Source organism: Cognatishimia activa (assembly GCF_026016445.1).
Classification (GTDB): domain Bacteria; phylum Pseudomonadota; class Alphaproteobacteria; order Rhodobacterales; family Rhodobacteraceae; genus Cognatishimia; species Cognatishimia activa_B.
In genome coordinates, this window is record NZ_CP096147.1 from 193,683 (window position 1) to 218,281 (window position 24,599).

Sequence of the window (24,599 nt, forward strand, 5' to 3'; positions counted from 1 at the left end):
CCGCCAATCGGGGACTTCCGGAAAGGAGATTAATACAGGAACCTGAGTGCTTAATTAACGCAACATAGGAATGTCGTCGGAATTTTCGTCGAATTTTAGATTCTCGCGCGCCAATCCGACAAAATCGAAGATTTTTGGGTCCAGCATGTGGCTCGGGCGAATGTTCATCAAAGACCGGAACATCACCTGACGACGACCCGGGCTGTTCTTTTCCCATTGATCCAGGATTTGCTTCACCTGCTGGCGCTGAAGCCCGTCCTGGCTGCCGCAGAGATCGCATGGGATGATCGGGTAATTCATTGCCTTGGCGAATTTTTCGCAATCTTCTTCAGCGACGTGAGCCAGAGGGCGGTAAACAAACAAGTCTTTTTCTTCATTTACCAGTTTTGGCGGCATCGTCGCCAAACGACCTCCGTGGAAGAGGTTCATGAAGAAAGTTTCCAAGATGTCATCCCGGTGGTGACCCAGCACAACAGCCGAACAGCCTTCTTCACGCGCAATCCGGTAAAGGTTACCGCGACGCAGGCGTGAGCAGAGCGCGCAATAGGTTCGTCCAGCCGGGACCTTATCTTTCACAATTGAATAAGTGTCTTGATATTCAATCCGGTGTGGTACGCCCATTTTTTCCAAGAAGGCCGGCAGCACTGTGGCCGGGAAGTTCGGCTGACCCTGATCCAGATTGCAGGCGAGCAGATCGACCGGCAGAAGGCCGCGCCATTTCAGCTCATAAAGAACCGCAAGCAATGTGTAGCTGTCTTTGCCACCGGAAAGGCAGACAAGCCAACGCGCATCGCGTTCGATCATCCCGTATTGCTCAATCGCTTCGCGCGTATAGCGCACAATCCGCTTACGCAGCTTCTTAAAGCTGGCAGAGGAGGGCGCGCCGTGAAACAGAGGGTGGATATCGTCGAGATCATCATCAAGCATGGCCGCCCCTATGCCACCGAATAGCCAATAGGAAAAGGGGCAAAGCGGCTTTCACACTTTGCCCCAGTGTTAGCGTTTCAGATCCCAGAAGTGATCAATTGGATCGTGGGGGCGTTCGGGTAGGCCAATATCCCTCCGCATCCGGTTGTCCAAATGATCGGCCCTGGGAGGGCTGGGTTTGAAACGAACCACGGTTTTGATCGCCGTAGTCAGCAAGCGTCCGCGACCGAACTTATCGATCAGATTGGCTATTTCTTCATTCAAATCGGGGATAGGTTCATGAACTTCATCTTTTGTCATTGCTCTTCTCAACTCAATTTAAGGTTGACAAAGGCGCAGCTCTTTTGGCCTGGCCACGGCATTAAACCGAGGTCAGTTGTTTCCGCTGCGTCGAAGTCTTTCGACGTTAGACTCTGTCAGACCAAAGGCGGCGTGAAGGCTCCGAGAGTTCCGGAAGTCCAATGTCGCGGCGCAGATGATTGTTCATCGACACCACTGAATCAGGCGGTCGACCTTTGCCTTTCCAAAAGGTTTTCAAAATCGCGAAGAGGGCGCGTCTGCGGCCAAATCTTGCGATCAGGTAGGTCACTTCAAACGTCAGTTCTTTTCGGGCGTTATAAGAAACGGCTTGATTCATTGGTGTTTCCACGTGCAAAGCGACGTGGTCCTCTGGTTTTGTAAGTTTAATGCAAAGCCAACAGATCAAACGGACTCCGCCTAGGCGGGAGTTATCGATTGCTGGTCAGAAAGCGTTCAGAGTGGAAACCTTGATTTCCAGGCGGGGATCAGGCGTGATGCTGGGCCCAGCCGGCTCGGAGGCAAGTGGTCAGTGCATATTTCATGATTTGCCTCCTTTGTAGTGGTTGAACGTGTGCGCACACTAGCAGCGTGTAACGCTTCGCCAAGTAGGGAAATGCATACCCGTATTAGTTGTTGCGACTCAGCAACAATCCGAGTTCTTCACTTGGTCTTTTTTATCTGGAACGGGGTCATAGCCTTCTCCACCTAAGGGATGGCAACGCCCAATACGCCTGATTGTCAGAATGGTCCCTTTGACGGGACCGTGGTTCTCAAGCGCCTCAAGCGCATAGGCAGAACAGGTGGGTTGATACCGGCAATTGTGTCCAACCCAAGGGCTGAAGATCAGCCGATAGGCCCGAATGGGAAGGGCAATTATATGGGAGAGGGGACTCATTTGGATTTGGCTGCGCGTTTGGGACCTGGGCTATGCAGTTTGTTCAGTGCATATTTAAGGTCACCTTTGAGATCTTCAAAGGGTCGGGCAGCAGTCGTTTCAGCTCTTCCAATCAGAACATAGTCCCAGCCGGGCTTCCCAAGAATAGGGAGCAAAGCGCGCGCAACTTCTCGCATACGCCGTTTCGCGCGGTTGCGGGCGACCGCATTCCCAACTTTCTTAGAGCAGGTAAATCCCACGCGGATCTGATCAGATTGTTCTGTTTCGCCCTCGCGCCTTTTGCGAGCCTGCACCATCATTGATCCTACCCCTTGTTTGCGCGCGCGCGCGGCCAATAGGAAATCAGATCGTTTTTTTAATACCTGCAAACACGACGAAGCCGCCGGAGGTTTTTCCCTTCGGCTGGCGTTGCCATCCAATGGGGCCTCCGGCGGCGTCATGTCTTAATTCGCAGTGCTGCTGAGGCTTACGCGCTCAGAGACTTACGGCCTTGCGCGCGACGCGCGTTGATGATCTTGCGACCAGCTTTTGTAGCCATGCGCGCACGGAAGCCGTGGCGGCGCTTGCGAACCAGGTTCGAGGGTTGGTAGGTGCGTTTCATCGCTCCGTCTCCGTACTTTAGTTAAACGCTCCGCGACTCACATCGGGTGCGTGATCTATTCGAAGCCCTGCTAATAGGGGTGACATTTGGATAAGTCAAACGCCCAAAGAGAGTTTTGCAACAAATATATGGGGAATTCCCTTGATATGTTTCAAAACTGTTGGATTCGACCTGTCTCGATCACGGAACGCGTGAAGATCATCAACCGCGCGTGAAGTCTATACCGATTTATTGCAAGCGCCCGCATCTTGGGGGAAACCAAGTATGACGAAAGACAAGATATGAGCGACATGACCGACGTCACTAAAAGCGGATTTGCCAAGAACCTTCCTTTGATTGCCATTCTGATAGTGGCTGCAATCGGGGCATTCACACTGCGCGATTACCTGAGTTTTGAAACGCTTAGGGATAACCGAGAGGCCTTGTTGGCCTTCCGTGACGCGAATTTCGCATTGACGGTTGGTCTTTTTATGGCTGCATACATTGTTATTGTGGCTTTCAGCTTACCAGGCGCGACAATTGCCACCCTGACCGGCGGCTTTCTATTCGCAACCTTTCCGGGCGCTCTCTTTAATGTCACCGCGGCAACGATAGGTGCAGTGCTTATTTTCCTCGCGGCTCGGTGGGGTCTGGGAGAGAAGCTGGCTGCCAAGATGGAAGGCTCCGAGGGGGCGGTAAAGAAAATCAAAGACGGGATCGATGAAAACCAATGGTCGATGCTGTTTCTGATCCGTCTGGTACCGGCAGTGCCATTCTTTGTAGCAAACCTCGTGCCTGCATTGGTCGGCGTACCGCTGCGCAGATTTGTGATCTCTACATTCCTGGGTATCATCCCAGGCGGTGTGGTTTACACATCGGTCGGCGCAGGTCTGGGTGAAGTCTTTGAACGGGGCGAAACACCAAACCTGGGCATTATCTTTGAGCCTCAAATTCTGCTGCCAATTCTGGGCCTTTGTGCTTTGGCTGCACTTCCCATTGCCATCAAAGCCATTCGCGGCAAGTAAGGACATAATCCCATGAATAAGATTAAAACCGATTTGCTTGTCATTGGTGCAGGCTCTGGTGGGCTGTCTGTTGCTGCTGGTGCGGTCCAGATGGGCGCGGATGTGACCTTGCTGGAAGGTCACAAGATGGGCGGCGACTGCCTGAACTTTGGTTGTGTTCCTTCCAAGGCGCTGATTGCGTCGGGCAAGGCCGCTTGGGCCCAGAGCAACGCCAGTAAATACGGCATCGCGAATGTCACGCCTAAGGTGGACTATGCCGCTGCGAAGGATCACGTCGCGGATGTGATTGCCGAAATTGAACCCAACGACTCGGTCGAGCGTTTCGAGGGGTTGGGTGTGCGTGTCATTCAGGAATTCGGCGAGTTTATCTCTCCGACAGAAGTGAAAGCAGGCGACAACATCATCACAGCACGCCGAGTTGTGATCTCAACCGGGTCTTCGCCCCTGGTTCCACCAATACCTGGTCTGGACAGCGTGCCATTTGAAACCAACGAGACCCTGTTTGAGCTGCGTGAGCAGCCAGAGCACCTGTTGGTCATCGGGGGTGGTCCCATTGGCCTTGAGATGGCGCAGGCGCACCGTCGTCTGGGCAGCAAGGTGACTGTGATTGAAGGTCTTAAGGCGTTGGGCAAAGATGATCCAGAAATGGCCGCGATCGTGTTGGAAAACCTGCGTGCTGAAGGCATTGAGATCGAAGAAGATGCGCTGGCACAGGAAATACGTGGCACCGCCGGGGCCATCGAAGTTGAGACCAAGGATGGCCGTATCTTCAAAGGCACGCATCTATTGATAGCGGTTGGCCGCAAACCCAATATCGACAAGCTGAACCTCGAGGCTGCGGGCATTGAAACCTCGCGCACCGGTATTCAGGTCGATGCCGGGATGCGCACCACCAATAAAAAGGTCTACGCGATTGGCGACGTGGCTGGTGGGCTGCAGTTCACCCATGTGGCGGGCTACCACGCCGGTCTGATCATTCGTTCGGCTTTGTTCGGTCTGCCGGCCAAGGAGCGTACTGACCATATCCCATGGGCCACCTATACAGAGCCAGAACTCGCGCAGGTCGGACTATCCGAAGCGCAAGCGCGGGAAATCCATGGCGACAAGCTTGAGGTCGCGCGCTTTCACTTCAATCACAATGACCGCGCCATCGCCGAACGCAAAACCGCGGGCCTGATCAAAGTCATGGTTGTGAAAGGCCGCCCCGTCGGGGCTTCCATCGCAGGCTATCAGGCCGGTGAACTCATTAACCTCTGGGCTCTGGTCATCGCCAACAAACTGAAAATGAGCGCTGTTGCCAATATGGTTGCGCCTTATCCGACAGTCGGTGAGTTGAACAAACGCGCCGCAGGTGCATATTTCTCGCCAAGGCTGTTTGAGAACCCTAAGGTGAAACGCGTGGTTGGATTTGTCCAACGATGGTTGCCGTAAGAGTTAGGCGAGGGGCGATGTTAAAGACACTCTCAGGGCGTTTCCTGTTTCTGACCATCATCTTTGTGATGCTGGCCGAAATCCTGATCTTCGTTCCGTCCATTGCGCGTTTCCGCGAGGACTATTTGCTATCGCGACTTGAACGCGCACAGATCGCCTCGTTGGCTTTGTTGGCCGATGAAATGATTGACGAGGAGCTTGAGGCAGAGCTGCTTCGGAACGCAGAGGTCTACAACGTCGTACTTCGTCGCGATGAGGTGCGCCAATTGATGCTGTCATCCCCGATGCCAGCCCCAATCGATAAGTCTTTCGATCTCAGGGATCGTATGGCAACCAAACTGATAATGGACGCAATGGCGCGTCTGTTTAATCCTGAACCGGAAGTTATTCGCGTTATTGGCGCCCCGGTCCGCGATGCTGGTCTATTGATCGAAGTCACGATCTGGACCAAAGATTTACGCGCCGCGATGATTGATTATGGCCTTAATATTCTGCTGCTCTCTGCAGTGATCTCGATCTTTACGGCAACCCTCTTGTTTGTGGTTGTGCGGATGATCCTGGTGAAGCCTATCAAGGGCGTCGTCGGCTATATGCAAAGCTATGCAGCTGCCCCTGAAGACGCACGTCGTATCATCCAGCCAAGCGCAGGGGTTGTCGAACTGCGTGAAGCCGAAGAAGCGCTTCAAACTCTACAGACTGAATTGACCGCTTCCTTGCGTCAAAAGGAACGTCTGGCTCAGCTTGGCGGCGCCGTAGCGAAGGTCAGTCACGACTTGCGCAACATCCTGACATCAGCTCAACTTTTCACCGACCGGATTGAGATGTCAGAAGATCCCACCGTAAAGCGCATGGCCCCCAAACTTGTGAATTCCATCACACGCGCGGTGCATCTATGCGAGAGCACATTGGCCTATGGGAAAGCGGAGGAACCAGCGCCGCGTCTCACCGAAGTAAACCTTTCAGAACTCGTTGAGGATGTGCTCGCATCTGAACGTCTGGCGGTTGGTAACTTTGATCTGAGCCTCGCAGACAATGTGCCCAATGGCATGATGGTCCGGGCCGACTCAGAGCAGCTCTTCCGGGTGATCTCAAACCTTGTTCGCAACGCACGTCAGGCAATCGTGACATCAGGGAACCCCGCAGAGATCATGGTGTCTGCTGAAGAGCACGCTGAAAGCTGGAGCATTCAGATCAAAGACACCGGTCCTGGGCTTCCTCCCAAGGCGAAAGAACATTTGTTCCAACCTTTTCAAGGGGGTGCGCGTAAGGGCGGCACAGGCTTGGGGCTGGCGATTTCAGCGGAATTGATCAAGGGTCATGGCGGGATGCTCGAACTTTTGAGCAGTGACGACACGGGCACAAGCTTTGGGATTTGTTTGCCGAAGGGCGATATCGCAGAAATCTGATTTTTTTTGGATTTTGCTCTTGCGCCCATTTGGGGTTCACTTTAAACCGCCCCTCACACCGCGCTCTGGTAGCTCAGCTGGATAGAGTACTTGACTACGAATCAAGGGGTCGGGGGTTCGAATCCTCCCCAGAGCGCCATTAAAAACTTGTGAGACGTCAGATAACTTTGACCTTTGCGTCATAAACTGACCCAATTTCCCGATTTAATTTTCATTCAAGCGATTTCGTTTGATTTGACTTCCCTTTGAAAAATAAAGGCTATTTAGCAGGTTTAGACGCGGTAGACGCCTTCACCTGTAAATCTGCCATGTGGTGAACGCGGATGGCGGCGAGGCAAAGTTATTCGACAAATGCGCTGCAGCCCGCAGCACAATGCCTGAGGGCACGGTTTGGTCTGTTCTGGTTGCCTGGGGGCAGGTAGCGCCTTCGCCCTGACATCCAGGGACGTTTGGTTTGCCTAAAACCACGGGTTTTCAATGAGGAGAAGCGTGGCCACTGGTTCCACAACAATTGTTCAGAACGGCCCAGAGCAGACTTTCAGCTTACTCGTCGCTTGCTGCGGTCGCAGCCTGGATTCCCGACATTCGCCGCGAACGTAAATACTATAGTGTTTTGAATGTCAGTTCAGCGAGGCAAGGGATAAACGCCCGGCATAAAACCTTTGGTTTCGCTGGGCGAGTTTTTTTCACAGCTCAGTGGGCTGTGGACACCGGGGTAGCAAGCCTTGAGCCGACAACTTGCGCCACTGTCGCTGGGGTGCCGAGCTCTGCGTTGGGGGCCGGGCAATGCTCGACAGAGCAAGGCAGATAGTAGAGATCCGCTTCGGCTATGAAGGTGTCTGCGCCCTCCTGCATCTCGCCGCGGTAAACGGTGATATTCATGCCTTTTGGGGTACCCGTCGCGGCATCTGCCAGAAAGGCAAACATGCGGATTTCAAAGCTGTTGCCGTCGGCTTTGGTGAGGCTGGCCGGGCTATCGGTAAACTTCACGCCACCCGCGCCGAACATCCAGCCACCCACGATGTCGGCGGTGCCGCCCGTATCCACATTCATAATGTTCTGGTAGGCGCCGCCATCGGGCAGCACGCCGGTCACTTCGACAAACCAAGTGCCAACCAGTTGGTCGATAACAGGCTTACTGGTGTCAGCCGCATGGCTGGCCGTTGCGGTCGCCAGGGCGAACACGGTTGCGATTGATTTGAGGATTGAGAGTTTCATATTGGGGTTCCTTTTCAGGTTCAGGCAAAATCGGGAGTGGACAGGATCTGCCCATGCATGTCGCCGGTCACGGCGGCGAGATAGCTTTTGGCCGTGTCGACAGCAGACAGGCCGCCATCGGTGGGCAGGCCGAACAGTTCCATGCTCTCCTTAACGAAGATCGGCGAGACCACGTTCAGTCGCACAGTTTCTACTTCGGTGGCTGCGGTGCTGGTGAATGCCTCGATCGCGGCGCAGGACGCAGCAATAGCGCTTGTGGAAGGCATGGGGTTCTGAGCCGCAACACCCGAAGTCAGAGTGATAGAGCCGCCTGGCGTGACGACATCAAGGCCAAGGCGCAATACGTTCAGCTGGCCTTTCATCTGCGTGTCCACAGTCCGGTTGAAATCGTCATCGCTCATCGTGGCAAGCGGGGCCATCACCCCGTCACCCGCCACGCTGATGATCGCATCAAGCGGACCGGTCTTCGCAAATAGCGAGCGCAGGCTATCGGGGTCGGACATATCGACCTGAAGATCGCCTGATTTCCGTGAGGCGGTGTGGACCTCATGATCAGAGGACAAGGCATGCATCACCGCGCGTCCGATCACGCCGGACGCTCCAATAAGCAGAATTTTCATGGGATTACTCCAAAGGTAGGGCGTTCAGTGCCCGAAAGTTGTCGAGAATGTTTCGCACAACGCCTCTTTGGCGCGGTGCAGCATCGGTGTGCCGTGTGAGGGCAGCAGGTGTTGGAAGTTTAGCGCAGCGACCCGGTCGAATTCACTCGAATCCGGTGCGCAGTAACGCAGCCATTCGGGGCCGATACTGGCGGGTTTGAAAAACCCGGCCTGCCCCATGCGTTCGGCCGCGATCTCGCTGAAATACGCGTCTGGTTCGGCCCAGTTCTGCAGGCTGTCAGCCGTAATCAGAATGCCACCTTCGCGGTCAAGCAGGAACATGCCCTCCGGCAGCTTTGAGCTCTCGTAAGTGAAGAGCGACAGGCCCGGGACTGGGAACTCGCCATCCAACCGCAGGAGATGGTCAGGGACCAAACTGCCCTTGTGCTCCATGCCCTCAAGCGCCCAGAGTTTGGCCCCGTATCGCTGCACGTAAAACGGATCATCCAACCCGTTTTGTGCTCCGAGATGATAGCCTCCCAGTTTTACGATGTGCTCAACCTTGCCGAGGGTATCAAGCGCCGCCAGCCCATCGTCTGATAAGCGGATGGGGCTGATCAGGGTCAGCGCGTCGCGGTCGCGCAGGACGGTCATCGCGCGGCTGATCCGCATACCCGGCACCATGTCGACACTTCCGGTCACGTGAAAGATGTCAGGGAAAATCTCGGTGACCTCACCATGTGGTGTGGCGTGGGGGAATTCATACGGCATGACGTTCTCCTTCGGTTTGCGTGTTTTTCAAGTTCAGATACCAATCGGCCAAGGCGTGTCCGATCTCATACGGGTAATCCTCTTGCAGGAAATGGAGGCCTTCCCCCAGATCGACACTGGTCAGGTTTGGAAAATTTTCTTTGATCCAGACCACATCTTTCTGGCGGATCAACACGCCGGGATCGGCGTGGAAAAACAGCTTTGGAATGGGGGTTTCCGTGAGCCATTGCGAATAATCCGCCACTGCGCGCGAGATATGTTCGGGCTTACCCTCGACCGGCACGTCGCGCGGGAAGATGTAAACCGGCTTGCGGCTTTTGATCGTGGGAAACGGTGCGAGGTAGGCAGCCATTTCCTGTTGGCTCAGATCGCGCTTAATCCAATCGGGCAGCATGCGTTTCACGAAACTGTTCATAACGCCAAGCATCAGCCAGCTGGCGAAAGGCGCCCGGATCAAACGCATCAGCATCTTGTCGCTGCGCGCCATGGCTGCAAAGTCGATCTCGCGATGCATCGCCTCCATAAAGACGATGCCCTTGATCTTGTCGCGATGCAGATTGGCGAAATGAAACCCCAGACCAGAGCCCCAATCCTGCACCACCAGGGTGATATTGGTCAGACCCAAAGCCTCGATGAACCCTTCGAGATAAGCGTAGCTATCGTCGAAACCGTAAGAAATGTCGGGCTTGTCTGATTTGCCGAACCCGATCAGATCCACCGCAATGGCGCGGGCATGTGACGTGACATGGGGAATGATGTTGCGCCAGATGTATGAAGAGGCCGGATTGCCGTGGATAAAGAGGATGGGATCGCCGGTGCCCTCTTCCACGTAATGGATCTGGCTACCCAACACCTCTACAAACCGCGAGGAGAAAGGGAAGTCAGCTGAGATGGTTGCTTTGGTCATGTCGGATGTCCGTGTCTCTGTCGAATAGCACTGAAATACGCGCGCAATACGTCAGTAAAAAGCATAGCTTTCCGAACATCTTCGTCATAATTTTAGACCATGACGAATCTCGATCACCTCAATGTCGTTGCCACGATCTGCGACACCGGCAGTTTTCAACTGGCCAGCGAAAAGCTGAACAAGGCGCGATCTGCTGTCTCCTATTCGGTCAAGCAGGTTGAAGATTTCTACCAGGTACAGATATTCGACCGTTCCACATATCGCCCCACGCTGACACGTGACGGTAAAGCTCTACTCGCGCAGATCCGCCATTTGCTGGGTCAGGCCCAGCAGTTCGAAGAATTTGTGCGGGACCTGAAGGGAGAGGTAGAGAGTGAGCTGCGCATTGGTGTTAGCAGCAACTTCCCCATTCCGCGGCTAGCCAGGTTGCTCAAGGAGCTGAAGCGCGATTTTCCTTCAACCACCTTGCATCTGGAGATCGAAACGGCCTCAGGTGAACGGCAATTGATGGCTGAAAAGGTCGACATCGCAATATTCGCGGCTCCGACACGCAGCCCATTTATTGACTATCGAGACATTGGCCGGATGGATTTCCCTCTGGTTGCGTCTCCTGAGTTGATTGGTTCGGAACCGGACCTTGTGAGCAAATCCGCTCTGGGGCGCCATCCGCAAGTCGTTGTCAAATCCAGTGATGAAAAGGCACCGGATACCGGGTTAATGAGTGAAGCACCAAAGTGGTTTGTCACCGATATGCCTACCAAGAAAGACTTGATTTTGCAGGGGTTGGGATGGGGTCGTTTACCTGATCACATGATTGAAAGAGAAATCTCTAGCGGAGCTCTGCTCAACTTACCGACTCTTGGCGCGCTATCATTGCCGTTATGCCTAACCAAACGCGCCGAACACCACCTCGGGCCGGTGGGCAGACGGATCTGGGAAAGTTTATAGGTGTGAACATGGAGCGGGCTCAGTTGACCGATGTAGGTCGCTCACTGGGAAGTAGATCATTTTTCGGCCCTAAACGGCCATACGTGAAATTTGCGGCAAAGGACCGGTTTGAGCCCAAAGTGCATGATGCCGCGCACCGTACCAATGTCTGCATCGGTAGAGGGTCAGCGCGACTTAGATGAAATCACAGCAGCCGCGATAAACGACATCAGCATGGCCGTGCTGACCACTACCATCCCAATCATAAGACCAAGGTAGCTGCCAGTGATTGTCCAAGACAGCGCGGCCAGCGTCGGACCAAAAGCACTCAGAATAGCGATGGGAGTGTTCATCATCCCGTTGATCAGACCATATGAGCTCTTTGTCAGGAACTCCGGGACAGAAAGGCCTTTGACGATGGTCATCGTGCCCGCCGCCGCTCCGTAGGCGAGCGAGGCGACAATGAGGATGGGGTAGCTATGTGGAAAGAGGATCATGGCCAAAAATGCCAGTGGGAACATCGAGGCAATGAAGACCCCGACATAAGCGATACTGCGTGTCTTGAAGACCTTCATCAGCGCGCGACCTGCAACTTGCGCCGGTCCCAGCAGCGCCAGGATGAACACCGCGTCTTCACCTGACCAACCCCACTCGATCAGCATAGGATAGAGATGCGTCCGGAAGGACGTGGCCATGACCGAATAAAGCGCAAAGCAGATCAGCAACGCCCAGAATATTGGTTGCATGAGTGCCCATTTGGCATCCCGCTTCTGTGGCTCACTCTCTCCGTCGTCTTGGTCCTCAGTTTGCGTTCCCGTCCCAGACGGCAAGAAGGCATAGATCGGCGCACAGACCAGTACATTGATTGCCCCGAGAACCATAAGGGTCTGCCGCCAGTCCATGTAGCTCATCAAGAGTTCGATGAAGGGAATGAAGACGGTGCTGGCAAAGCCGCCCCAGAGTGTCAGCGTGGTGATGTAATCCCGCACCTTCGACTTGTCGAAATACTTCGCGATCACCGCAAATGTCGCACTGTAAAGCGTGGCCGATTGTAGAATCCCAAGTCCGGCTAGAACCGCATACAGCCAAAGCTGCGTTTGAGTTTGCGACCAGAGGAAGAACAGAACGCCCGCAAGGATAGCGCCGCCCGTCATGACATTCCGACCATGGCCATTGTCAATTGCAAGCCCGACCGGGACCGCTGTTGCAGCGGTAAAGAGCCAGCCAACGGTCATCGCGCCATATAGTTCGGATTTTGACCAGCCGAACTCTTCTTCCATGCCAAAAGCGATTTGGGGAAAGGCGTAATATAGCGTTCCAAACCCGCAAATTAGCGCAATGCCGATCAGGGACAGATAGGGAAAACTGAGCTTTGCCGGGCCGGATGATCCAGCCGGAGTATCAGGTGCAGATTGCATTGGTTTTGGCTCTTATGTCTGGCTGACGGGCCAGAGCCGAAGCCCTGACCCGCAGGTGTACCGTGATCGGTGACCGATTTAGTTCAGCAGCATTTCGAAGCACTTGCAGTGTTCGAACCGCAGCCCTGTGGACCACAGCAAGCCGCGCCAACTTCATTGGCGTTGGTGTGATCGAGCGCATCGGCTGGGATGCGCGTCGTGATCGCGGCGATTGCTGCCTCGTCACCTGCCTCCTGCGCCTTCTTCAGCTTCGCTTTGCGCTCGGAATACCGGTCAACCAAAAGCTCCTTGCGATCGCGAACCAGTAACGTGAACTTCACCAGTTCTTCCATCACATCAACAAGGCGCTCGTAAAAGGACGAGTCCTTGATCCGATTATTCTCATCGAACTCATTGTAGGTCCGCGCAATAGACGACTGGTTCGGGATCGTCAGCATCCGCATCCAGCGGCCCAGAATGCGCAGTTGGTTGACGGTGTTGAAGGACTGCGAGCCACCTTCGACTTGCATGATGGCCAGTGTCTTGCCTTGAGTTGGTCGCACAGCGCCGACGGAGAGCGGCAACCAGTCGATTTGGGTTTTCATCACGCCGGTCATGGCACCGTGGCGCTCTGGGGAACTCCAGACCTGCCCTTCGGACCAGATGACCAGATCGCGCAGTTCTTTTACCTTGGGATGGTCTTCGTCTTCGTCACTGACGAGCGGCAACCCGTGCGGATCAAAGGTTTTGACCTCACAGCCGAACTTTTCAAGGATGCGCGCGCATTCCTCGGTGACAAGACGGCTGAAGGAACGCTCACGCAAGGAACCATAAAGCAACAAGATGCGTGGCGGGTGAGAGGAAGGATTCGCAACTTCCATTTGCTCAAGAGTTGGGGTCTTCACAACGTCTTCAAGCAGGTGTGGTGTATCGTTAGTCATTGGTTCTCTTTCAAAAAATCGAGTTTTCGAAGTGTGTTCCGCCGCGCTGTTCGTCAGCCTGACGTTATCACTTGAACACATAGATACACCCTTTTCTCAATATCTCAAGACTTATTGAGTTGTTGAATTGAGAGACCTATAGTAGCAACTGTACGAAACCCCGCTTTGGAGGCATGAAACCGGTGGACGAACAGGTCGCTTTGAAAATGATGCAGGCATTGTCTGACTCAACGCGAGTCAACATCGTGCGCTTTCTTGTCCAGAAGCTTCCTGAAGGGGCTTCAGCCGGAGAAATCGCATCTCATGTCGATGCAACCTCTTCACGTGCCTCCTTTCATTTGAACACGCTGGATCAGGCCGGACTCGTCTCATCCGAGAAGCAATCTCGCAGTGTTATCTACACGCTCGATAGCGCCAAGATGGGTGGTCTCGTGTCATTCTTGTTGAACGATTGCTGTGACGGTCATCCTGATATTCTAGCTTGTTGCACAAGCGGAAAATCCTGCTGAACGCTCGCTTTTTGTTTACCACACAACTCCCAAAAACAACCAATCATCGCCATATATCTCAATAAGTCTTGATATGTTGAGGTGATGAGTTTATGTCCTCCCCAACCCGAGAGGACTTCCTATGCCATTTGAAATTGTCACCATCCCCTGTCTCGAACACAACTATGCGTTTCTTCTTCATGACGGTGAGAGCGACACGACAGTTGTCATCGACGTGCCAGAGGCCGCACTTGTTTCGGATGCCCTAAAGAGCCAGGGTTGGACCCTCACGCATGTTATGCTGACCCACCACCACGGCGACCACACTGGCGGTGTTGCCGAACTCCTGTCTGAGTATCCAGCAACGGTGATCGGGGGTGCTGCCGATGAACACCGGCTTCCCCTTCTTGATCAGGCTGTCTCTGACGGTGATGTCATCACGCTTGGGGCGGAAAGCGTCGAAGTGTTAGATGTATCGGGGCATACACGCGGACATATTGCTTACTATTTTCCCAAGACCGGAGCAGTGGCGACCGCCGACAGCCTCATGGCGCTTGGCTGTGGGCGCGTCTATGGCGACGGCCCCGAGCAAATGTATGCAAGTCTGCAAAAGCTGGCCGCCCTGCCGCCTGAAACGCTCGTGCTTTCGGGCCATGAGTTTACCGAAAAGAACGCCGCATTTGCCCTGACCATCGACAGCACCAATGACACGCTCATTGCACGCGCCGCAGAAGTGAAAGAACTGCGTTCCAAGGGCCAGCCCACGATCCCGACCACATTGTCCGATGAGCTGGCAACGAACCCCTTCCTGCGCTGCGACAATGCGCAAATCAGGCAAACATTGGGCATGGAAGACGCCACCTCTGTCGAAGTTTTTGCCGAGATCCGAGAACGCAAGGACAAATTCTAAAATGAAGCACCAACCCAAGGGAGAAAGAGAATGAGCCAAAGCTTGTTGAATACCTTCATTGCCGACTGTAACGGCGCATTAGAAAACAAAACCGAGCTTTCGGATGTTGTTGCCGTAATCGCGCCGCGAATGGCCAATCTGGTCAACCGCTCTGACGAGTTCTTAAAGCCGGAGCATTTCCAATCTGACCCTGATCACTACGCGCGCAATCTGGTCTATGAGGACACGAAATCGGGCCTGTCGCTTTACACTCTAGTTTGGAACCCGGGCCAATGGACGCCTGTACATGATCACGGCACCTGGGGCGTTGTGGGTGTCATTGAAGGCCAGCTTCAGGAACAGGGGTACATGCGGCTGGACGCTGATCAGACCGCCGACCGCAACGATGGGATAGACCTGCGCCGGGCCGGTCTAGTGCTGCTGACGCCGGGCGCAGTTTCAACTTTCGTTCCAAACCCGGATCACATCCATCAGACGGGTTGTCCGGAGAGCTTGCCGCGATGTGTTAGTCTTCATCTCTATGGCAGGGAAATGAACTCGTTCTTCTCTTACGATGTTGAAGCAGGCACCCGTGAGCTGATCGAGGTCGCCCATACAGAGACCCAATTGGGAACATGCGAATAAACCACCCATACGAGTTACTTCGACGTTGCGGTACTTGTCGCGTGTTGAGGTAATGGATCTCATCGGGCAAGTTGAGCTGTTACCCGAAGTACTTCCTGGAAAATCGGTTGCGCCGCTAAATGCGTTTTGCCGAGAGAAAGGTATTCCGTTAGCCCATGTTGTTGATCTCTGGCGCAAGGGCGAATTGGACGGCCTGCTTTGTCGGGTAGAGGGCGTGGGTTTGAATGCTGTCGAGGTGGATTGGGACGCAATTTGCCCTAGGAGGAAAGTGCAGCTCAATCAAGACCTCTCGTTGCCTGAGACTGCCCGATATTTAAAAATCAATGTCATCTCGATCCGGCACCTCCGCGATAAAGGGTTCCTTTCGCAGGTCCGCGAACGCAATCCAGATACTAACCATCAAAAGCACTATATTTCAAAAGCGAGTATCGAAGCCTTTGAAAGGGCATATGTAACGCTTGGGCAGATGGCGGCAAAGCAAAGAGTGGCCCCATTTCACCTCGCGCGCAAACTGGATATCGAAGGTGTTTGCCCCATACCTTGTGGTGGGGAACTTGTTCGAGTGTACTACAAAAGAGAAATTGGTTGGGATGGTTGAACAGGAGAGTAGGGGCCAATGATTAGGAAATCGGACGACGGTGTGGAGCACCCTGATCAGCATGCAATCGACGACTGGTTTCTCTATGGGCCACAAAACCAGCAGATCGAACCACTTGTACGTCAGCTAGCAGTTGAGCATGGGATGCGTCTAGCTGAAGTTGAGGATGTGATTGTGGCGGCACTTCAGACAAAATTGCGTGCTCTAAAGCCTTAACCCGAGATATTCGCTCACACGCCAGTTTAGTCTAATCGGGGGGGGCTGGCTTTTGGCTTTAGAAGTCTCGGTTAGGTCTTTAAGCAGCTCAGCAAAGGGACAAAAGGCTCCCGAGTGAGCCTGCAAAGCGCTGAGATGTTCGGGGTATTCAACTTTAAGGTTGTTAGCATAATGCCCCTTAGATGTTTCTCTAGTTCCGTTAAGACAAGTAATTCTGCTTTTGGTTGCATGATTTCTCTTTCAATCACCCTTGTCTGCGCGTTGTAATGTAAAATGCAGCAATTTTTAATTTGACTTTTGGAACGTTCCATATTTATTTTGCGCCCAATGGAACGTTCCAAAGGAGGATTCGCGAGATGGATTGGGGATTGATCGGAGCCAGCACAATTGCTGCTGAACACATGATCGGCGCGATCCGTGCTCAGAAGGGGCATGAGGTCACGTCTGTCCTGAGTTCAGGCGCAGATCGCGGTGCTTCTTATGCCGCCATTCATGGCATCAAGACCTCTACAACCTCTCTGGAAGAAATCCTGGCGGACGATCAGATTGGTGCGGTCTATATTTCGACCACCAATGAAAAACACCTCTCGCAAGCCTTGGCGGCCTTTGCGGCAGGCAAACACGTCATGTGTGAAAAGCCCTTGGCCATGTCAGCAGCCGACGCAGCGACGATGGTGAAAGCAGCGGCAGAAGCTGGCGTTGTGTTGGGCACCAATCACCACCTGCGTTCTGCCGGCACTCATCTTGCGATGAAACAGCTGATCACCGATGGCGTGATCGGTGAGGTATTGAGCCTGCGGGTGTTCCACGCTGGTCTGCTGCCTGAACACTTGCGTGGCTGGCGTCTTAGTGATCCTGCTGCTGGGGGCGGCGTGATCCCGGATCTTGTGGTGCATGATGCGGATACCGTTCGCTTTTACCTCGACGAAGACCCGAAATCCGTGGTCGCAATGGAATCGCATGGTTCGATGTCTCAAGGCGTTGAAGATGGTGCGATGTCTGTCTGGAAAATGCCGTCCGGCGTTCAGGTCATGACCCATGAAAGCTTTACCCATCCGTTTTCCCAATCCGGTTTGGAAATCTATGGCACCAAAGGATCTTTGGTCGCGCGCAATGTGATGACCCAATTGCCTGTGGGCGAGATCACTCTGACCACAGCCGCCGGTTCCCAACCGGTGACCTACAGTGATCATGGTCTTTATGACCGCACGATGGCGCAGTTTGCAGCCGCGATCGACGGCAAAGGCCAGCCATCTGCCACCGGTGTTGATGGTGTGAAATCCCTGGCCGTGGCTGAAGCCGTGAAACAGGCGGCGGTCTCTGGCCAAGCCACCAAAGTTGACTATTGCGGAGTGTGATCATGTCTAAAATTGTCTCTGCATCTGAAGCCGTGTCCCGGATTGAAGACGGGCAGGTTGTCTCTGTGTCCTCTTCTTCGGGATTGGGCTGCCCCGATCTAGTTCTGCAAGCCTTGGGGGAGCGGTTTGACGCAACGGGTGAACCCCGCAATCTGACCACGCTGCACCCGATTGCCGCAGGGGACATGTTTGGCATCAAAGGTATTGACCATATTGCCAAAGACGGCCTGCTAAGCCGCGTGTTGGCGGGTAGCTACCCTTCGGGCCCATCCTCCAAGGAAATGCCTGAAATCTGGAAGATGATCGTGGAGGACCGGATTGCGGCCTACAATGTGCCGTCCGGCATTATGTTTGACATGCACCGTGACGTCGCTGCACGCCGCCCGGGTGTGTTGACCAAAGTGGGCATGGAAACTTTTGCGGACCCGATCCGCGAAGGTTGCGCTATGAACGACAAAGCGGCGGAAGCGCCAATTGTGTTCCGTCAGGAGCTTGCAGGCGAAACCTGGCTGCATTTCCCCAACATCGTTCCAAATGTGGCCATCCTTCGGGCGACCACCGCAGATGAACACGGCAACCTGACGTATGAACACGAGGGTGCGTATCTTGGCGGACTGGAACAGGCCATCGCTGCACGTAATCATGGTGGTCTGGTGATTGCACAGGTCAAACGTGTCACCACTCATGGAAGTCTGAACCCACATGACGTGCGTGTGCCGGGCCATCTGGTGGATTTGATTGTGATCGATCCCGACCAAAAACAGACCACAGAAACACAAAATGATCCCGCGATTTCAGGTGAGATCATGCGCCCGCTTGATGGATTTTCCATCCCGGAGATGTCTGTCGAAAAAGTTCTAGCGCGCCGCGCTGCGCTGGAACTCAATGCAGGCCAGACGGCCAATCTGGGTTTTGGCATCTCAGCGCAAGTGCCACGTATTCTGATCGAAGAGGGGCAGGCGCAGGCGGTGACCTGGGCCATTGAACAAGGCGCCGTGGGCGGTGTCCCATTGACAGGGTTTGCCTTTGGCTGCGCGTCCAATGCAGATGCCTATGTACCATCACCTCAGCAGTTCACCTATTTTCAGGGTGGAGGCTTTGACGTCACCTTCCTGTCCTTCCTCGAGGTGGATGTCGAAGGCAATGTGAATGTTTCCAAGCTTGGTAAAAAACCTTACCTGACAGCCGGTTGCGGTGGCTTTGTCGATATTGTCGCCAATGCAAAGAAAATCGTTTTCTCTGGCTATTTCGAAGCTGGTGCAAAACTGGATATCACCGAAGATGGTCTGACGATTAGCCAGCCAGGCAAGTTCACCAAGATGGTAGAGCAAGTCGAGCATGTCACCTTCTCTGGTAAACGTGCTCTGGAGCTGGGGCAGGAGGTGATCTACATCACCGAACGCTGTGCGATGCGCTTGACGGAACAAGGATTGGAAGCCTTTGAAATCATGCCTGGAATTGATCCGGCGCGGGATATCGTTGCCGCATCCCACGGCCGTGTTCAGATCGCGGAAAACGCGACAGTGATGTCCATGGTGTTATTGCAGGAGGCCCCGATGGGGCTGTCGCTATGAGCCGCGTTGATCTGAAAATCGAAGGCGCGATTGCACACCTTCTGGTCTCCAATCCGACCAAACTGAACGCATTGACGCCCGATATGCTAGCGCAGCTCATAGCACATTGCGATGCGTTGGATGTGAATCCGGATGTGCGCGTTGTGTTGATTTCGGGCGACCATCCAAAGGCATTCTGTGTTGGGGCAGATATCGCTGCCTGGGCCAAGTTACCTCCCGCGCGTTTTGCGCGCTCCTGGGTGCGGGGCGGTCATCGTATTTTTGATCGTCTCGCCCGCCTTTCCAAACCCACAATTGCCGTTTTGAACGGACATGCTTTTGGTGGCGGCTTGGAACTGGCCACCGCCTGCGACATTCGCGTGATGGCGCCAAAAGCCCGCATTGCCCTGCCCGAAGCGCAGGTTGGCGTGGTGCCCGGTTGGTCCGGCACGCAACGGCTGCAACGTCTGATCCCGGAAGGTATTATGAAGGAAATGGCGTTGTTTGGACGCCAGCTAAGTGCCGAACGTGCGCATCAGATTGGGTTTGTGTCCGAGGTGGCAGATGATCCGATGTCTGTCGCATTGGACATGGCCGCAAGCGCGGCGAAACTGTCTCCACGCGCGACCGAAATCAGCAAAAACATGATCCATGCCGGCGCCGGTGAAGACAGCGCCGCAATGATCGAAGCGATTGGTGGTGGCCTGATTGCCACCTCTGACGACAAATCCGAAGGCGTCGACGCCTTCTTGGAAAAACGCTCTCCAGATTTCTCGGGAAAATGACATGACTGCTCACGATTACACCCTTATTGCCGCCAGCCAGTCGCCAGATGATGCGCTGAATGAAGTGCGCCATTTGGTTAATGGCGCTTGGATCGACAGCGCAGACGGGGCGACCTTTGAGCGCCTGTCTCCAGCGCACGGCACTCTGGTGTCTCGGATTGCACTTGGCGGCGCGCCTGAAACGGAAGCCGCCGTTGCAGCTGCGCGCAAAGCTTTCGACGAGCGCGTCTGGTCAACCATGTCCGGCAAAGATCGCGCGACAGTTCTGCTGAAGGTCGCTGATCTGATTGACGCAAACAGCGCGCGTATTGCGCGGCTTGAAGTCTTGGAAAGCGGCAAGCCGATTTCCCAAGCAGGAGCCGAGATCATGGGGGCGGCCGACCTCTGGCGTTATGCCGCTGCATTGGCCCGCACCCTGCATGGGGACAGCCACAATACGCTGGGCAGCGACATGCTGGGCGTCGTGTTGAAAGAGCCGATTGGCGTTGTTTCAATTATCTGCCCTTGGAACTTCCCGTTTCTGATCGTCAGCCAGAAGTTGCCTTTTGCCCTGGCGGCAGGGTGCACCTGCGTGGTGAAACCATCAGAACTGACTCCTTCAACAACCGCCATCTTGGGCGAGCTGCTGATCGAGGCCGGCATCCCTGCCGGCGTAGTGAATATCGTCCAAGGGTTCGGCGATCCGGTGGGCAGTATCATGACTACACATGAAGCCGTCGATATGGTCAGCTTCACTGGCTCAACGGCCGTTGGTAAAGCCATTGAAAAAGCCACCGCGGATACTTTGAAAAAAGTATCCTCCGAACTGGGTGGCAAGAACCCTCAGGTTCTTTTCCCGGATGCTGATCTGGACAGCGCGATCGACGCGATTGTGTTTGGCATCTACTTCAACGCGGGCGAATGCTGTAATTCTGGATCTCGTATCATCGTGCATGAAGACATCGCAGAAGAGGTCACACGTCGCGTTGTAGAGTTGAGCCGCAAAGTGCCGTTTGGTGATCCACTGCACCCCGATACCAAGGTCGGGGCGATCATTCACCAAGGTCATTTCGACAAGATCAGCAGCTATGTTGAAGATGCCGTTGCCGCTGGCGCGAAGGTTGAAATTGGCGGCGCTGCGCTATCTGTTGATGGCATGGATGGCGCATTCTTTGCGCCGACCGTGGTCAGCAACCTTACACCGGATATGCCCATCGCCCGCGAAGAAGTCTTTGGCCCGGTTCTGTCGGTTCTGACCTTCAAAACCATGGATCAGGCGCTCGATCTGGCGAATGGTGCTTCTTACGGTCTGTCCGCAGGGGTTTGGAGCGAAAATATCCATACTTGTCTGGAGTTTAGCCGCCGTGTTCAGGCTGGCACCGTTTGGACCAACACCTGGATGGATGGCTTTCCCGAAATGCCGTTTGGCGGCGTGAAAGAAAGCGGTCAAGGCCGCGAGTTGGGGCGCTACGGACTGGAAGAGTTTCTTGAAGTGAAGACCGTGCAAATGCGGATTGGCCGCACGCGCGCAAACTGGATTTGATCCGCAACGACGGATCAGAATTAACGCAAACTGGGAGGATACCATGCGTAAGACAATCCTGAAACTATCGACCGCTTTGGTCATTGGCGGCATGTCCGCAAACGTGGCAGCTGCCGGGGACGTTGAAGTTCTGCACTGGTGGACGTCTGGCGGTGAAGCTTCCGCTCTGAATGTGCTTAAGCAAGACCTGGAAGGTCAGGGCATCGGCTGGAATGACATGCCTGTCGCGGGCGGCGGTGGCGAAAGCGCCATGACCGTTCTGCGTGCCCGCGTCACAGCTGGCAACGCACCAACCGCGGTTCAAATGCTGGGTTTTGACATCCTGGATTGGGCCGGTGAAGGCGCTTTGGCTGACCTAAACGCTGTGGCCGAAGCCGAGGGCTGGGACGCGGTTGTTCCAGAAGCTCTGCAAGCCTTTGCCAAACACGATGGCAAGTGGGTTTCTGCGCCAGTGAACGTGCACTCCACAAACTGGGTCTGGGCCAACAAATCTGTTCTGGACGCCAATGGCATCGCTGTTCCGACCACTTGGGAAGAATTCGAAGCGGCGCTGGCGACCCTGTCTGCGGCTGGCGTGACACCAATCGCGCATGGCGGTCAGGCATGGCAGGAGGCCACCGTATTTGATGCCATCGCCATGTCCACCGGTGGTCCGGACTTCTACAAGTCTGCTTTCATCGATCTGGACGAAGGTGCCCTTGGGTCTGACACCATGGTTGAAGCCTTCCGTCGCATGGACGTGATCCGTGCAAACGTTGACGAAAACTTCTCTGGTCGTGATTGGAACCTGGCAACTGCCATGGTCATCAACGGCGACGCTGCGTTCCAGCTGATGGGCGATTGGGCGAAGGGCGAGTTCATCAACGCAGGCAAGGTTCCTGGTGAAGACTTTCTCTGCTTCCGTTTCCCTGGCACGGCGGATCAGGTGACCTTCAACGCGGACCAGTTTGCGCTGTTTGACCAAGGTGGCGATGTGTCATCTGAACAGGCATCTCTGGCGAGTGCGATCCTGTCGCCTTCCTTCCAGTCGGCATTCAACGTTGTGAAAGGCTCTGCGCCTGCGCGGACCGACGTAAGCGACGAAGCGTTTGACGCCTGCGGTAAGAAAGCAATTTCCGATCTGGCCACTGCGGCGGAATCCGGCAACCTGTTTGGCTCGATGGCCCATGGCCACGCAGCTCCTGCCAGCATCAAAAACGCGCTTTATGACGTTGTGACTGCTCACTTCAACGGTGAGTTTGATGCCGCAACTGCAGCGGAAGAGCTGGTCGACGCGGTTGCCATCGCAAAATGACGCTACACTAGGTTGGGGCCTGATGGCCCCAACCATTCCAAATACCAACCTAAGAGGGGGATGCTATGACAATGCAGATCACCGATCCTGCTGTCAGACGCTCGGCGGCAACAAAGCCCGATTTTCGAACCCGACTTCAAAACTGGATCCCGAAACTGGTGCTGTCACCGTCCTTGGCTCTGATTATCGTTTTTGTCTACGGGTTCATCTTTTTCTCGGTTTATCTTAGCTTCACCGACAGTCGCATCCTGCCAAGCTATGGTTGGGTGGGGTTTGAAAACTACGATAAGCTTTTCCGACTGCGCCATTGGGATATCGCGGTCAGTAATTTGGTCGTATTCTCAAGCCTTTACATTATTTTCTGTACCGTCATTGGTCTGCTGCTCGCGATCTTTTTGGACCAGAAAATTCGCGGCGAAAGTATCTTGCGCCCGATCTACCTCTATCCAATGGCGCTGAGTTTTATCGTGACCGGGACCGCGTGGAAGTGGTTCCTCGATCCGGGTATCGGCCTTGAGCACACCATGCATCTTTGGGGCTGGGAGAGTTTCAGCTTTGACTGGATTAAAAACCGAGACTTTGCGATTTACACAGTCGTATTGGCAGCTGTTTGGCAATCCTCGGGATTTGTGATGGCGATGTTCCTTGCAGGTCTGCGTGGCATCGACAATGAGATGCTGAAAGCGGCGCAGATGGATGGCGCCAGCAACTTCCAACTTTATCGCCGTATCATCATTCCACAGCTGCGCCCCGCCTTTCTGTCGGCCTTTGTGATCCTCAGCCACCTTGCGATTAAGTCTTATGACCTAGTGGTCGCATTGACCGGTGGCGGTCCTGGGCGTGCCACGGAAGTTCCGGCCACGTTCATGTATTCCTACACCTTTACCCGTAACCAAATGGGGATCGGTGCAAGCTCTGCTGTGATCATGCTGCTAACCATCGTCGCGATCATGGTGCCTTACCTTTACTCTGAATTGCGGGAGAAGAAATAATGGCTGTCGCAAGCTCTGATACTGCGATCCGCACTGGACGCATCACCCGCACCTTCCTCTATCTTGTCCTGCTGCTTTTTGCGCTGTTCTATCTGTTGCCCTTCGGCGTGATGGTGGTGAACTCGGTCAAACCGCTGTCTGAAATCACCGGCGGCAATATGATGGCATTGCCAAAAGTTTGGACCTTTGAACCCTGGCGCGAAGCCTGGGCCACAGCCCAGATCGGCGTTGAGCCAACCGGACTGCGCCCTTACTTCTGGAACTCCATCAAGATGGTTGTGCCAGCGGTTGCGATCTCGACCATTCTGGGGGCGCTGAACGGCTATGTTCTAACCAAATGGCGGTTCAAATATGACACGATGATCTTCGGCTTCATGCTGTTTGCCTGCTTCATTCCGTTCCAGATCGTTCTGATCCCTATGGCACGCGTTCTGGGCCTGACTGGCATGGCGGGTTCCACCCCGGGTCTGGTTTTTGTGCACGTCATCTTTGGTCTTGGCTTCACCACGCTCTACTTCAAGAACTACTATCAAGTTTTCCCAACTGAGCTGATCCGAGCGGCGCAGATTGATGGCGCTGGCTTCTTCCGCATCTTCCAGCGCATCTTGCTGCCAAGTTCCGGACCAATCATCGTTGTGAGCGTCATTTGGCAGTTCACAAACATCTGGAATGACTTCTTGTTTGGTGCATCCTTTGCCGATTTGGACAGTCAACCCATGACGGTCGCGCTGAACAACTTGGTGAATTCCTCGCACGGGGTGAAGCAATACAACGTCCACTTTGCCGGGGCCATTCTCGCGGCGCTGCCAACCTTGCTCGTCTACATCGTCGCCGGTCGATACTTCGTCCGTGGTCTGATGGCTGGATCGGTCAAGGGTTAAAGAAACCAAATACTTACACGCCGACGCCTTCGCGTCGGGTTCAATGAGATACAA

The 24,599-nt window shown here is 54.4% G+C and carries 27 protein-coding genes, 1 tRNA gene and 1 pseudogene; 17 read left to right on the forward strand and 12 right to left on the reverse strand.

The features are described from left to right. Positions 1 to 54 precede the first annotated feature (54 nt). The 6 genes from ttcA to rpmH form a co-directional block, all read right to left on the reverse strand. Positions 55 to 927: a tRNA 2-thiocytidine(32) synthetase TtcA gene (ttcA, locus tag M0D42_RS01015; protein ID WP_265019755.1), complete on the reverse strand. Its 873-nt coding sequence runs from the start codon at positions 925 to 927 to the stop codon at positions 55 to 57. A 69-nt stretch (positions 928 to 996) separates the two neighbouring features. Next, complete coding sequence (locus M0D42_RS01020; protein WP_265019756.1) at positions 997 to 1,227, reverse strand: hypothetical protein; 231 nt, start codon at positions 1,225 to 1,227, stop codon at positions 997 to 999. 106 nt (positions 1,228 to 1,333) lie between these two features. After that, on the reverse strand, positions 1,334 to 1,564 hold the full coding sequence (locus M0D42_RS01025; RefSeq protein ID WP_265019757.1) for a hypothetical protein: 231 nt from the start codon (positions 1,562 to 1,564) through the stop codon (positions 1,334 to 1,336). 303 nt (positions 1,565 to 1,867) lie between these two features. Continuing rightward, positions 1,868 to 2,122: a membrane protein insertion efficiency factor YidD gene (gene yidD / locus M0D42_RS01030; protein ID WP_265019758.1), complete on the reverse strand. Its 255-nt coding sequence runs from the start codon at positions 2,120 to 2,122 to the stop codon at positions 1,868 to 1,870. After that, positions 2,119 to 2,562, reverse strand: coding sequence for a ribonuclease P protein component (rnpA, locus tag M0D42_RS01035; protein ID WP_265019759.1), 444 nt, complete (start codon positions 2,560 to 2,562; stop codon positions 2,119 to 2,121). The genes yidD and rnpA overlap by 4 nt, the downstream gene beginning before the upstream one ends. Before the next feature lie 26 nt (positions 2,563 to 2,588). Beyond that, positions 2,589 to 2,723 carry a 50S ribosomal protein L34 gene (gene rpmH, locus M0D42_RS01040; RefSeq protein ID WP_037911188.1) on the reverse strand — a complete coding sequence of 45 codons (135 nt, stop codon included), beginning with the start codon at positions 2,721 to 2,723 and terminating at the stop codon, positions 2,589 to 2,591. Between the two features lie 281 nt (positions 2,724 to 3,004). On the opposite strand from rpmH, the gene M0D42_RS01045 reads away from it, so the two are divergent. The 4 genes from M0D42_RS01045 to M0D42_RS01060 all read left to right on the forward strand — a co-directional run bounded on the left by M0D42_RS01045 (position 3,005) and on the right by M0D42_RS01060 (position 6,703). Next, on the forward strand, positions 3,005 to 3,727 hold the full coding sequence (locus M0D42_RS01045) for a TVP38/TMEM64 family protein (RefSeq protein ID WP_265019760.1): 723 nt from the start codon (positions 3,005 to 3,007) through the stop codon (positions 3,725 to 3,727). 12 nt (positions 3,728 to 3,739) lie between these two features. Then, positions 3,740 to 5,158: a dihydrolipoyl dehydrogenase family protein gene (locus M0D42_RS01050; RefSeq protein WP_265019761.1), complete on the forward strand. Its 1,419-nt coding sequence runs from the start codon at positions 3,740 to 3,742 to the stop codon at positions 5,156 to 5,158. A 17-nt stretch (positions 5,159 to 5,175) separates the two neighbouring features. Continuing rightward, on the forward strand, positions 5,176 to 6,564 hold the full coding sequence (locus M0D42_RS01055; protein WP_265019762.1) for a sensor histidine kinase: 1,389 nt from the start codon (positions 5,176 to 5,178) through the stop codon (positions 6,562 to 6,564). A gap of 62 nt (positions 6,565 to 6,626) precedes the next feature. Continuing rightward, a tRNA-Arg gene (locus tag M0D42_RS01060) sits at positions 6,627 to 6,703 on the forward strand. Positions 6,704 to 7,257: 554 nt separating this feature from the next. Here the strand turns inward: M0D42_RS01060 and M0D42_RS01065 are convergent. The 4 genes from M0D42_RS01065 to M0D42_RS01080 are packed head-to-tail and all read right to left on the reverse strand — an operon-like array spanning position 7,258 to position 10,059. After that, a complete protein-coding gene (locus M0D42_RS01065) occupies positions 7,258 to 7,782 on the reverse strand; it encodes a hypothetical protein (protein ID WP_265019763.1) in 525 nt (174 codons plus the stop codon). 20 nt (positions 7,783 to 7,802) lie between these two features. Next, positions 7,803 to 8,402 carry a short chain dehydrogenase gene (locus M0D42_RS01070; RefSeq protein WP_265019764.1) on the reverse strand — a complete coding sequence of 200 codons (600 nt, stop codon included), beginning with the start codon at positions 8,400 to 8,402 and terminating at the stop codon, positions 7,803 to 7,805. A 24-nt stretch (positions 8,403 to 8,426) separates the two neighbouring features. Next, on the reverse strand, positions 8,427 to 9,152 hold the full coding sequence (locus M0D42_RS01075) for a hypothetical protein (RefSeq protein WP_265019765.1): 726 nt from the start codon (positions 9,150 to 9,152) through the stop codon (positions 8,427 to 8,429). Continuing rightward, on the reverse strand, positions 9,142 to 10,059 hold the full coding sequence (locus M0D42_RS01080; protein WP_265019766.1) for a haloalkane dehalogenase: 918 nt from the start codon (positions 10,057 to 10,059) through the stop codon (positions 9,142 to 9,144). The genes M0D42_RS01075 and M0D42_RS01080 overlap by 11 nt, the downstream gene beginning before the upstream one ends. A 99-nt stretch (positions 10,060 to 10,158) precedes the next feature. Here M0D42_RS01080 and M0D42_RS01085 point away from each other — a divergent pair, with 99 nt between their 5' ends. Continuing rightward, positions 10,159 to 11,007, forward strand: coding sequence for a LysR family transcriptional regulator (locus M0D42_RS01085; RefSeq protein WP_265019767.1), 849 nt, complete (start codon positions 10,159 to 10,161; stop codon positions 11,005 to 11,007). 164 nt (positions 11,008 to 11,171) lie between these two features. Here the strand turns inward: M0D42_RS01085 and M0D42_RS01090 are convergent, their stop codons facing one another. Together M0D42_RS01090 and arsH are read right to left on the reverse strand one after the other, a co-directional pair. Further along, positions 11,172 to 12,404, reverse strand: a complete 1,233-nt coding sequence (locus M0D42_RS01090; RefSeq protein ID WP_265019768.1) for an MFS transporter — start codon at positions 12,402 to 12,404, stop codon at positions 11,172 to 11,174. Positions 12,405 to 12,613: 209 nt separating this feature from the next. Next, positions 12,614 to 13,324 (reverse strand): annotated as a pseudogene (arsH, locus tag M0D42_RS01095) (arsenical resistance protein ArsH); the annotation flags it as partial. A gap of 173 nt (positions 13,325 to 13,497) precedes the next feature. Between arsH and M0D42_RS01100 the strand changes: the two are divergent. The 12 genes from M0D42_RS01100 to M0D42_RS01155 all read left to right on the forward strand — a co-directional run bounded on the left by M0D42_RS01100 (position 13,498) and on the right by M0D42_RS01155 (position 24,545). Further along, positions 13,498 to 13,833: an ArsR/SmtB family transcription factor gene (locus tag M0D42_RS01100; RefSeq protein ID WP_265019769.1), complete on the forward strand. Its 336-nt coding sequence runs from the start codon at positions 13,498 to 13,500 to the stop codon at positions 13,831 to 13,833. Between the two features lie 121 nt (positions 13,834 to 13,954). Next, the gene (gloB, locus tag M0D42_RS01105; protein WP_265019770.1) at positions 13,955 to 14,722 is read left to right on the forward strand and encodes a hydroxyacylglutathione hydrolase; all 768 of its coding nucleotides are present in this window, start codon (positions 13,955 to 13,957) and stop codon (positions 14,720 to 14,722) included. A gap of 30 nt (positions 14,723 to 14,752) precedes the next feature. After that, positions 14,753 to 15,346, forward strand: coding sequence for a cysteine dioxygenase family protein (locus tag M0D42_RS01110; protein ID WP_265019771.1), 594 nt, complete (start codon positions 14,753 to 14,755; stop codon positions 15,344 to 15,346). A gap of 52 nt (positions 15,347 to 15,398) precedes the next feature. After that, positions 15,399 to 15,944: a hypothetical protein gene (locus M0D42_RS01115; RefSeq protein WP_265019772.1), complete on the forward strand. Its 546-nt coding sequence runs from the start codon at positions 15,399 to 15,401 to the stop codon at positions 15,942 to 15,944. Positions 15,945 to 15,962: 18 nt separating this feature from the next. Next, positions 15,963 to 16,160, forward strand: coding sequence for a hypothetical protein (locus tag M0D42_RS01120; RefSeq protein ID WP_265019773.1), 198 nt, complete (start codon positions 15,963 to 15,965; stop codon positions 16,158 to 16,160). A gap of 356 nt (positions 16,161 to 16,516) precedes the next feature. After that, positions 16,517 to 17,518: a Gfo/Idh/MocA family protein gene (locus M0D42_RS01125; protein ID WP_265019774.1), complete on the forward strand. Its 1,002-nt coding sequence runs from the start codon at positions 16,517 to 16,519 to the stop codon at positions 17,516 to 17,518. A 2-nt stretch (positions 17,519 to 17,520) separates the two neighbouring features. Further along, positions 17,521 to 19,092 carry an acyl CoA:acetate/3-ketoacid CoA transferase gene (locus tag M0D42_RS01130; protein WP_265019775.1) on the forward strand — a complete coding sequence of 524 codons (1,572 nt, stop codon included), beginning with the start codon at positions 17,521 to 17,523 and terminating at the stop codon, positions 19,090 to 19,092. After that, positions 19,089 to 19,856, forward strand: coding sequence for an enoyl-CoA hydratase/isomerase family protein (locus M0D42_RS01135; RefSeq protein ID WP_265019776.1), 768 nt, complete (start codon positions 19,089 to 19,091; stop codon positions 19,854 to 19,856). The genes M0D42_RS01130 and M0D42_RS01135 overlap by 4 nt, the downstream gene beginning before the upstream one ends. Before the next feature lies 1 nt (position 19,857). Continuing rightward, on the forward strand, positions 19,858 to 21,378 hold the full coding sequence (locus M0D42_RS01140) for an aldehyde dehydrogenase family protein (protein ID WP_265019777.1): 1,521 nt from the start codon (positions 19,858 to 19,860) through the stop codon (positions 21,376 to 21,378). Positions 21,379 to 21,421: 43 nt separating this feature from the next. Then, positions 21,422 to 22,672 carry an ABC transporter substrate-binding protein gene (locus tag M0D42_RS01145; RefSeq protein ID WP_265019778.1) on the forward strand — a complete coding sequence of 417 codons (1,251 nt, stop codon included), beginning with the start codon at positions 21,422 to 21,424 and terminating at the stop codon, positions 22,670 to 22,672. A 71-nt stretch (positions 22,673 to 22,743) separates the two neighbouring features. After that, positions 22,744 to 23,664, forward strand: coding sequence for a carbohydrate ABC transporter permease (locus M0D42_RS01150; protein WP_419195967.1), 921 nt, complete (start codon positions 22,744 to 22,746; stop codon positions 23,662 to 23,664). Continuing rightward, the gene (locus M0D42_RS01155) at positions 23,664 to 24,545 is read left to right on the forward strand and encodes a carbohydrate ABC transporter permease (protein ID WP_265019780.1); all 882 of its coding nucleotides are present in this window, start codon (positions 23,664 to 23,666) and stop codon (positions 24,543 to 24,545) included. The genes M0D42_RS01150 and M0D42_RS01155 overlap by 1 nt, the downstream gene beginning before the upstream one ends. The last annotated feature ends 54 nt before the right edge of the window (positions 24,546 to 24,599 follow it).

Bases quoted from the DNA above. Each gene is read 5' to 3' on its own strand.
- M0D42_RS01065 (WP_265019763.1), bottom strand. From the start codon at position 7,782: ATGAAACTCTCAATCCTCAAATCAATCGCAACCGTGTTCGCCCTGGCG.
- M0D42_RS01130 (WP_265019775.1), top strand. From the start codon at position 17,521: ATGTCTAAAATTGTCTCTGCATCTGAAGCCGTGTCCCGGATTGAAGAC.
- M0D42_RS01125 (WP_265019774.1), top strand. From the start codon at position 16,517: ATGGATTGGGGATTGATCGGAGCCAGCACAATTGCTGCTGAACACATG.
- M0D42_RS01120 (WP_265019773.1), top strand. From the start codon at position 15,963: ATGATTAGGAAATCGGACGACGGTGTGGAGCACCCTGATCAGCATGCA.
- M0D42_RS01070 (WP_265019764.1), bottom strand. From the start codon at position 8,402: ATGAAAATTCTGCTTATTGGAGCGTCCGGCGTGATCGGACGCGCGGTG.
- M0D42_RS01100 (WP_265019769.1), top strand. From the start codon at position 13,498: ATGAAACCGGTGGACGAACAGGTCGCTTTGAAAATGATGCAGGCATTG.
- M0D42_RS01150 (WP_419195967.1), top strand. From the start codon at position 22,744: ATGCAGATCACCGATCCTGCTGTCAGACGCTCGGCGGCAACAAAGCCC.
- M0D42_RS01045 (WP_265019760.1), top strand. From the start codon at position 3,005: ATGAGCGACATGACCGACGTCACTAAAAGCGGATTTGCCAAGAACCTT.
- M0D42_RS01090 (WP_265019768.1), bottom strand. From the start codon at position 12,404: ATGCAATCTGCACCTGATACTCCGGCTGGATCATCCGGCCCGGCAAAG.
- M0D42_RS01075 (WP_265019765.1), bottom strand. From the start codon at position 9,152: ATGCCGTATGAATTCCCCCACGCCACACCACATGGTGAGGTCACCGAG.
- M0D42_RS01025 (WP_265019757.1), bottom strand. From the start codon at position 1,564: ATGAATCAAGCCGTTTCTTATAACGCCCGAAAAGAACTGACGTTTGAA.
- rnpA (WP_265019759.1), bottom strand. From the start codon at position 2,562: ATGACGCCGCCGGAGGCCCCATTGGATGGCAACGCCAGCCGAAGGGAA.
- M0D42_RS01020 (WP_265019756.1), bottom strand. From the start codon at position 1,227: ATGACAAAAGATGAAGTTCATGAACCTATCCCCGATTTGAATGAAGAA.
- M0D42_RS01055 (WP_265019762.1), top strand. From the start codon at position 5,176: ATGTTAAAGACACTCTCAGGGCGTTTCCTGTTTCTGACCATCATCTTT.
- gloB (WP_265019770.1), top strand. From the start codon at position 13,955: ATGCCATTTGAAATTGTCACCATCCCCTGTCTCGAACACAACTATGCG.
- M0D42_RS01050 (WP_265019761.1), top strand. From the start codon at position 3,740: ATGAATAAGATTAAAACCGATTTGCTTGTCATTGGTGCAGGCTCTGGT.
- ttcA (WP_265019755.1), bottom strand. From the start codon at position 927: ATGCTTGATGATGATCTCGACGATATCCACCCTCTGTTTCACGGCGCG.
- M0D42_RS01140 (WP_265019777.1), top strand. From the start codon at position 19,858: ATGACTGCTCACGATTACACCCTTATTGCCGCCAGCCAGTCGCCAGAT.
- yidD (WP_265019758.1), bottom strand. From the start codon at position 2,122: ATGAGTCCCCTCTCCCATATAATTGCCCTTCCCATTCGGGCCTATCGG.
- M0D42_RS01110 (WP_265019771.1), top strand. From the start codon at position 14,753: ATGAGCCAAAGCTTGTTGAATACCTTCATTGCCGACTGTAACGGCGCA.
- M0D42_RS01115 (WP_265019772.1), top strand. From the start codon at position 15,399: ATGGATCTCATCGGGCAAGTTGAGCTGTTACCCGAAGTACTTCCTGGA.
- M0D42_RS01155 (WP_265019780.1), top strand. From the start codon at position 23,664: ATGGCTGTCGCAAGCTCTGATACTGCGATCCGCACTGGACGCATCACC.
- M0D42_RS01135 (WP_265019776.1), top strand. From the start codon at position 19,089: ATGAGCCGCGTTGATCTGAAAATCGAAGGCGCGATTGCACACCTTCTG.
- M0D42_RS01080 (WP_265019766.1), bottom strand. From the start codon at position 10,059: ATGACCAAAGCAACCATCTCAGCTGACTTCCCTTTCTCCTCGCGGTTT.
- rpmH (WP_037911188.1), bottom strand. From the start codon at position 2,723: ATGAAACGCACCTACCAACCCTCGAACCTGGTTCGCAAGCGCCGCCAC.
- M0D42_RS01085 (WP_265019767.1), top strand. From the start codon at position 10,159: ATGACGAATCTCGATCACCTCAATGTCGTTGCCACGATCTGCGACACC.
- M0D42_RS01145 (WP_265019778.1), top strand. From the start codon at position 21,422: ATGCGTAAGACAATCCTGAAACTATCGACCGCTTTGGTCATTGGCGGC.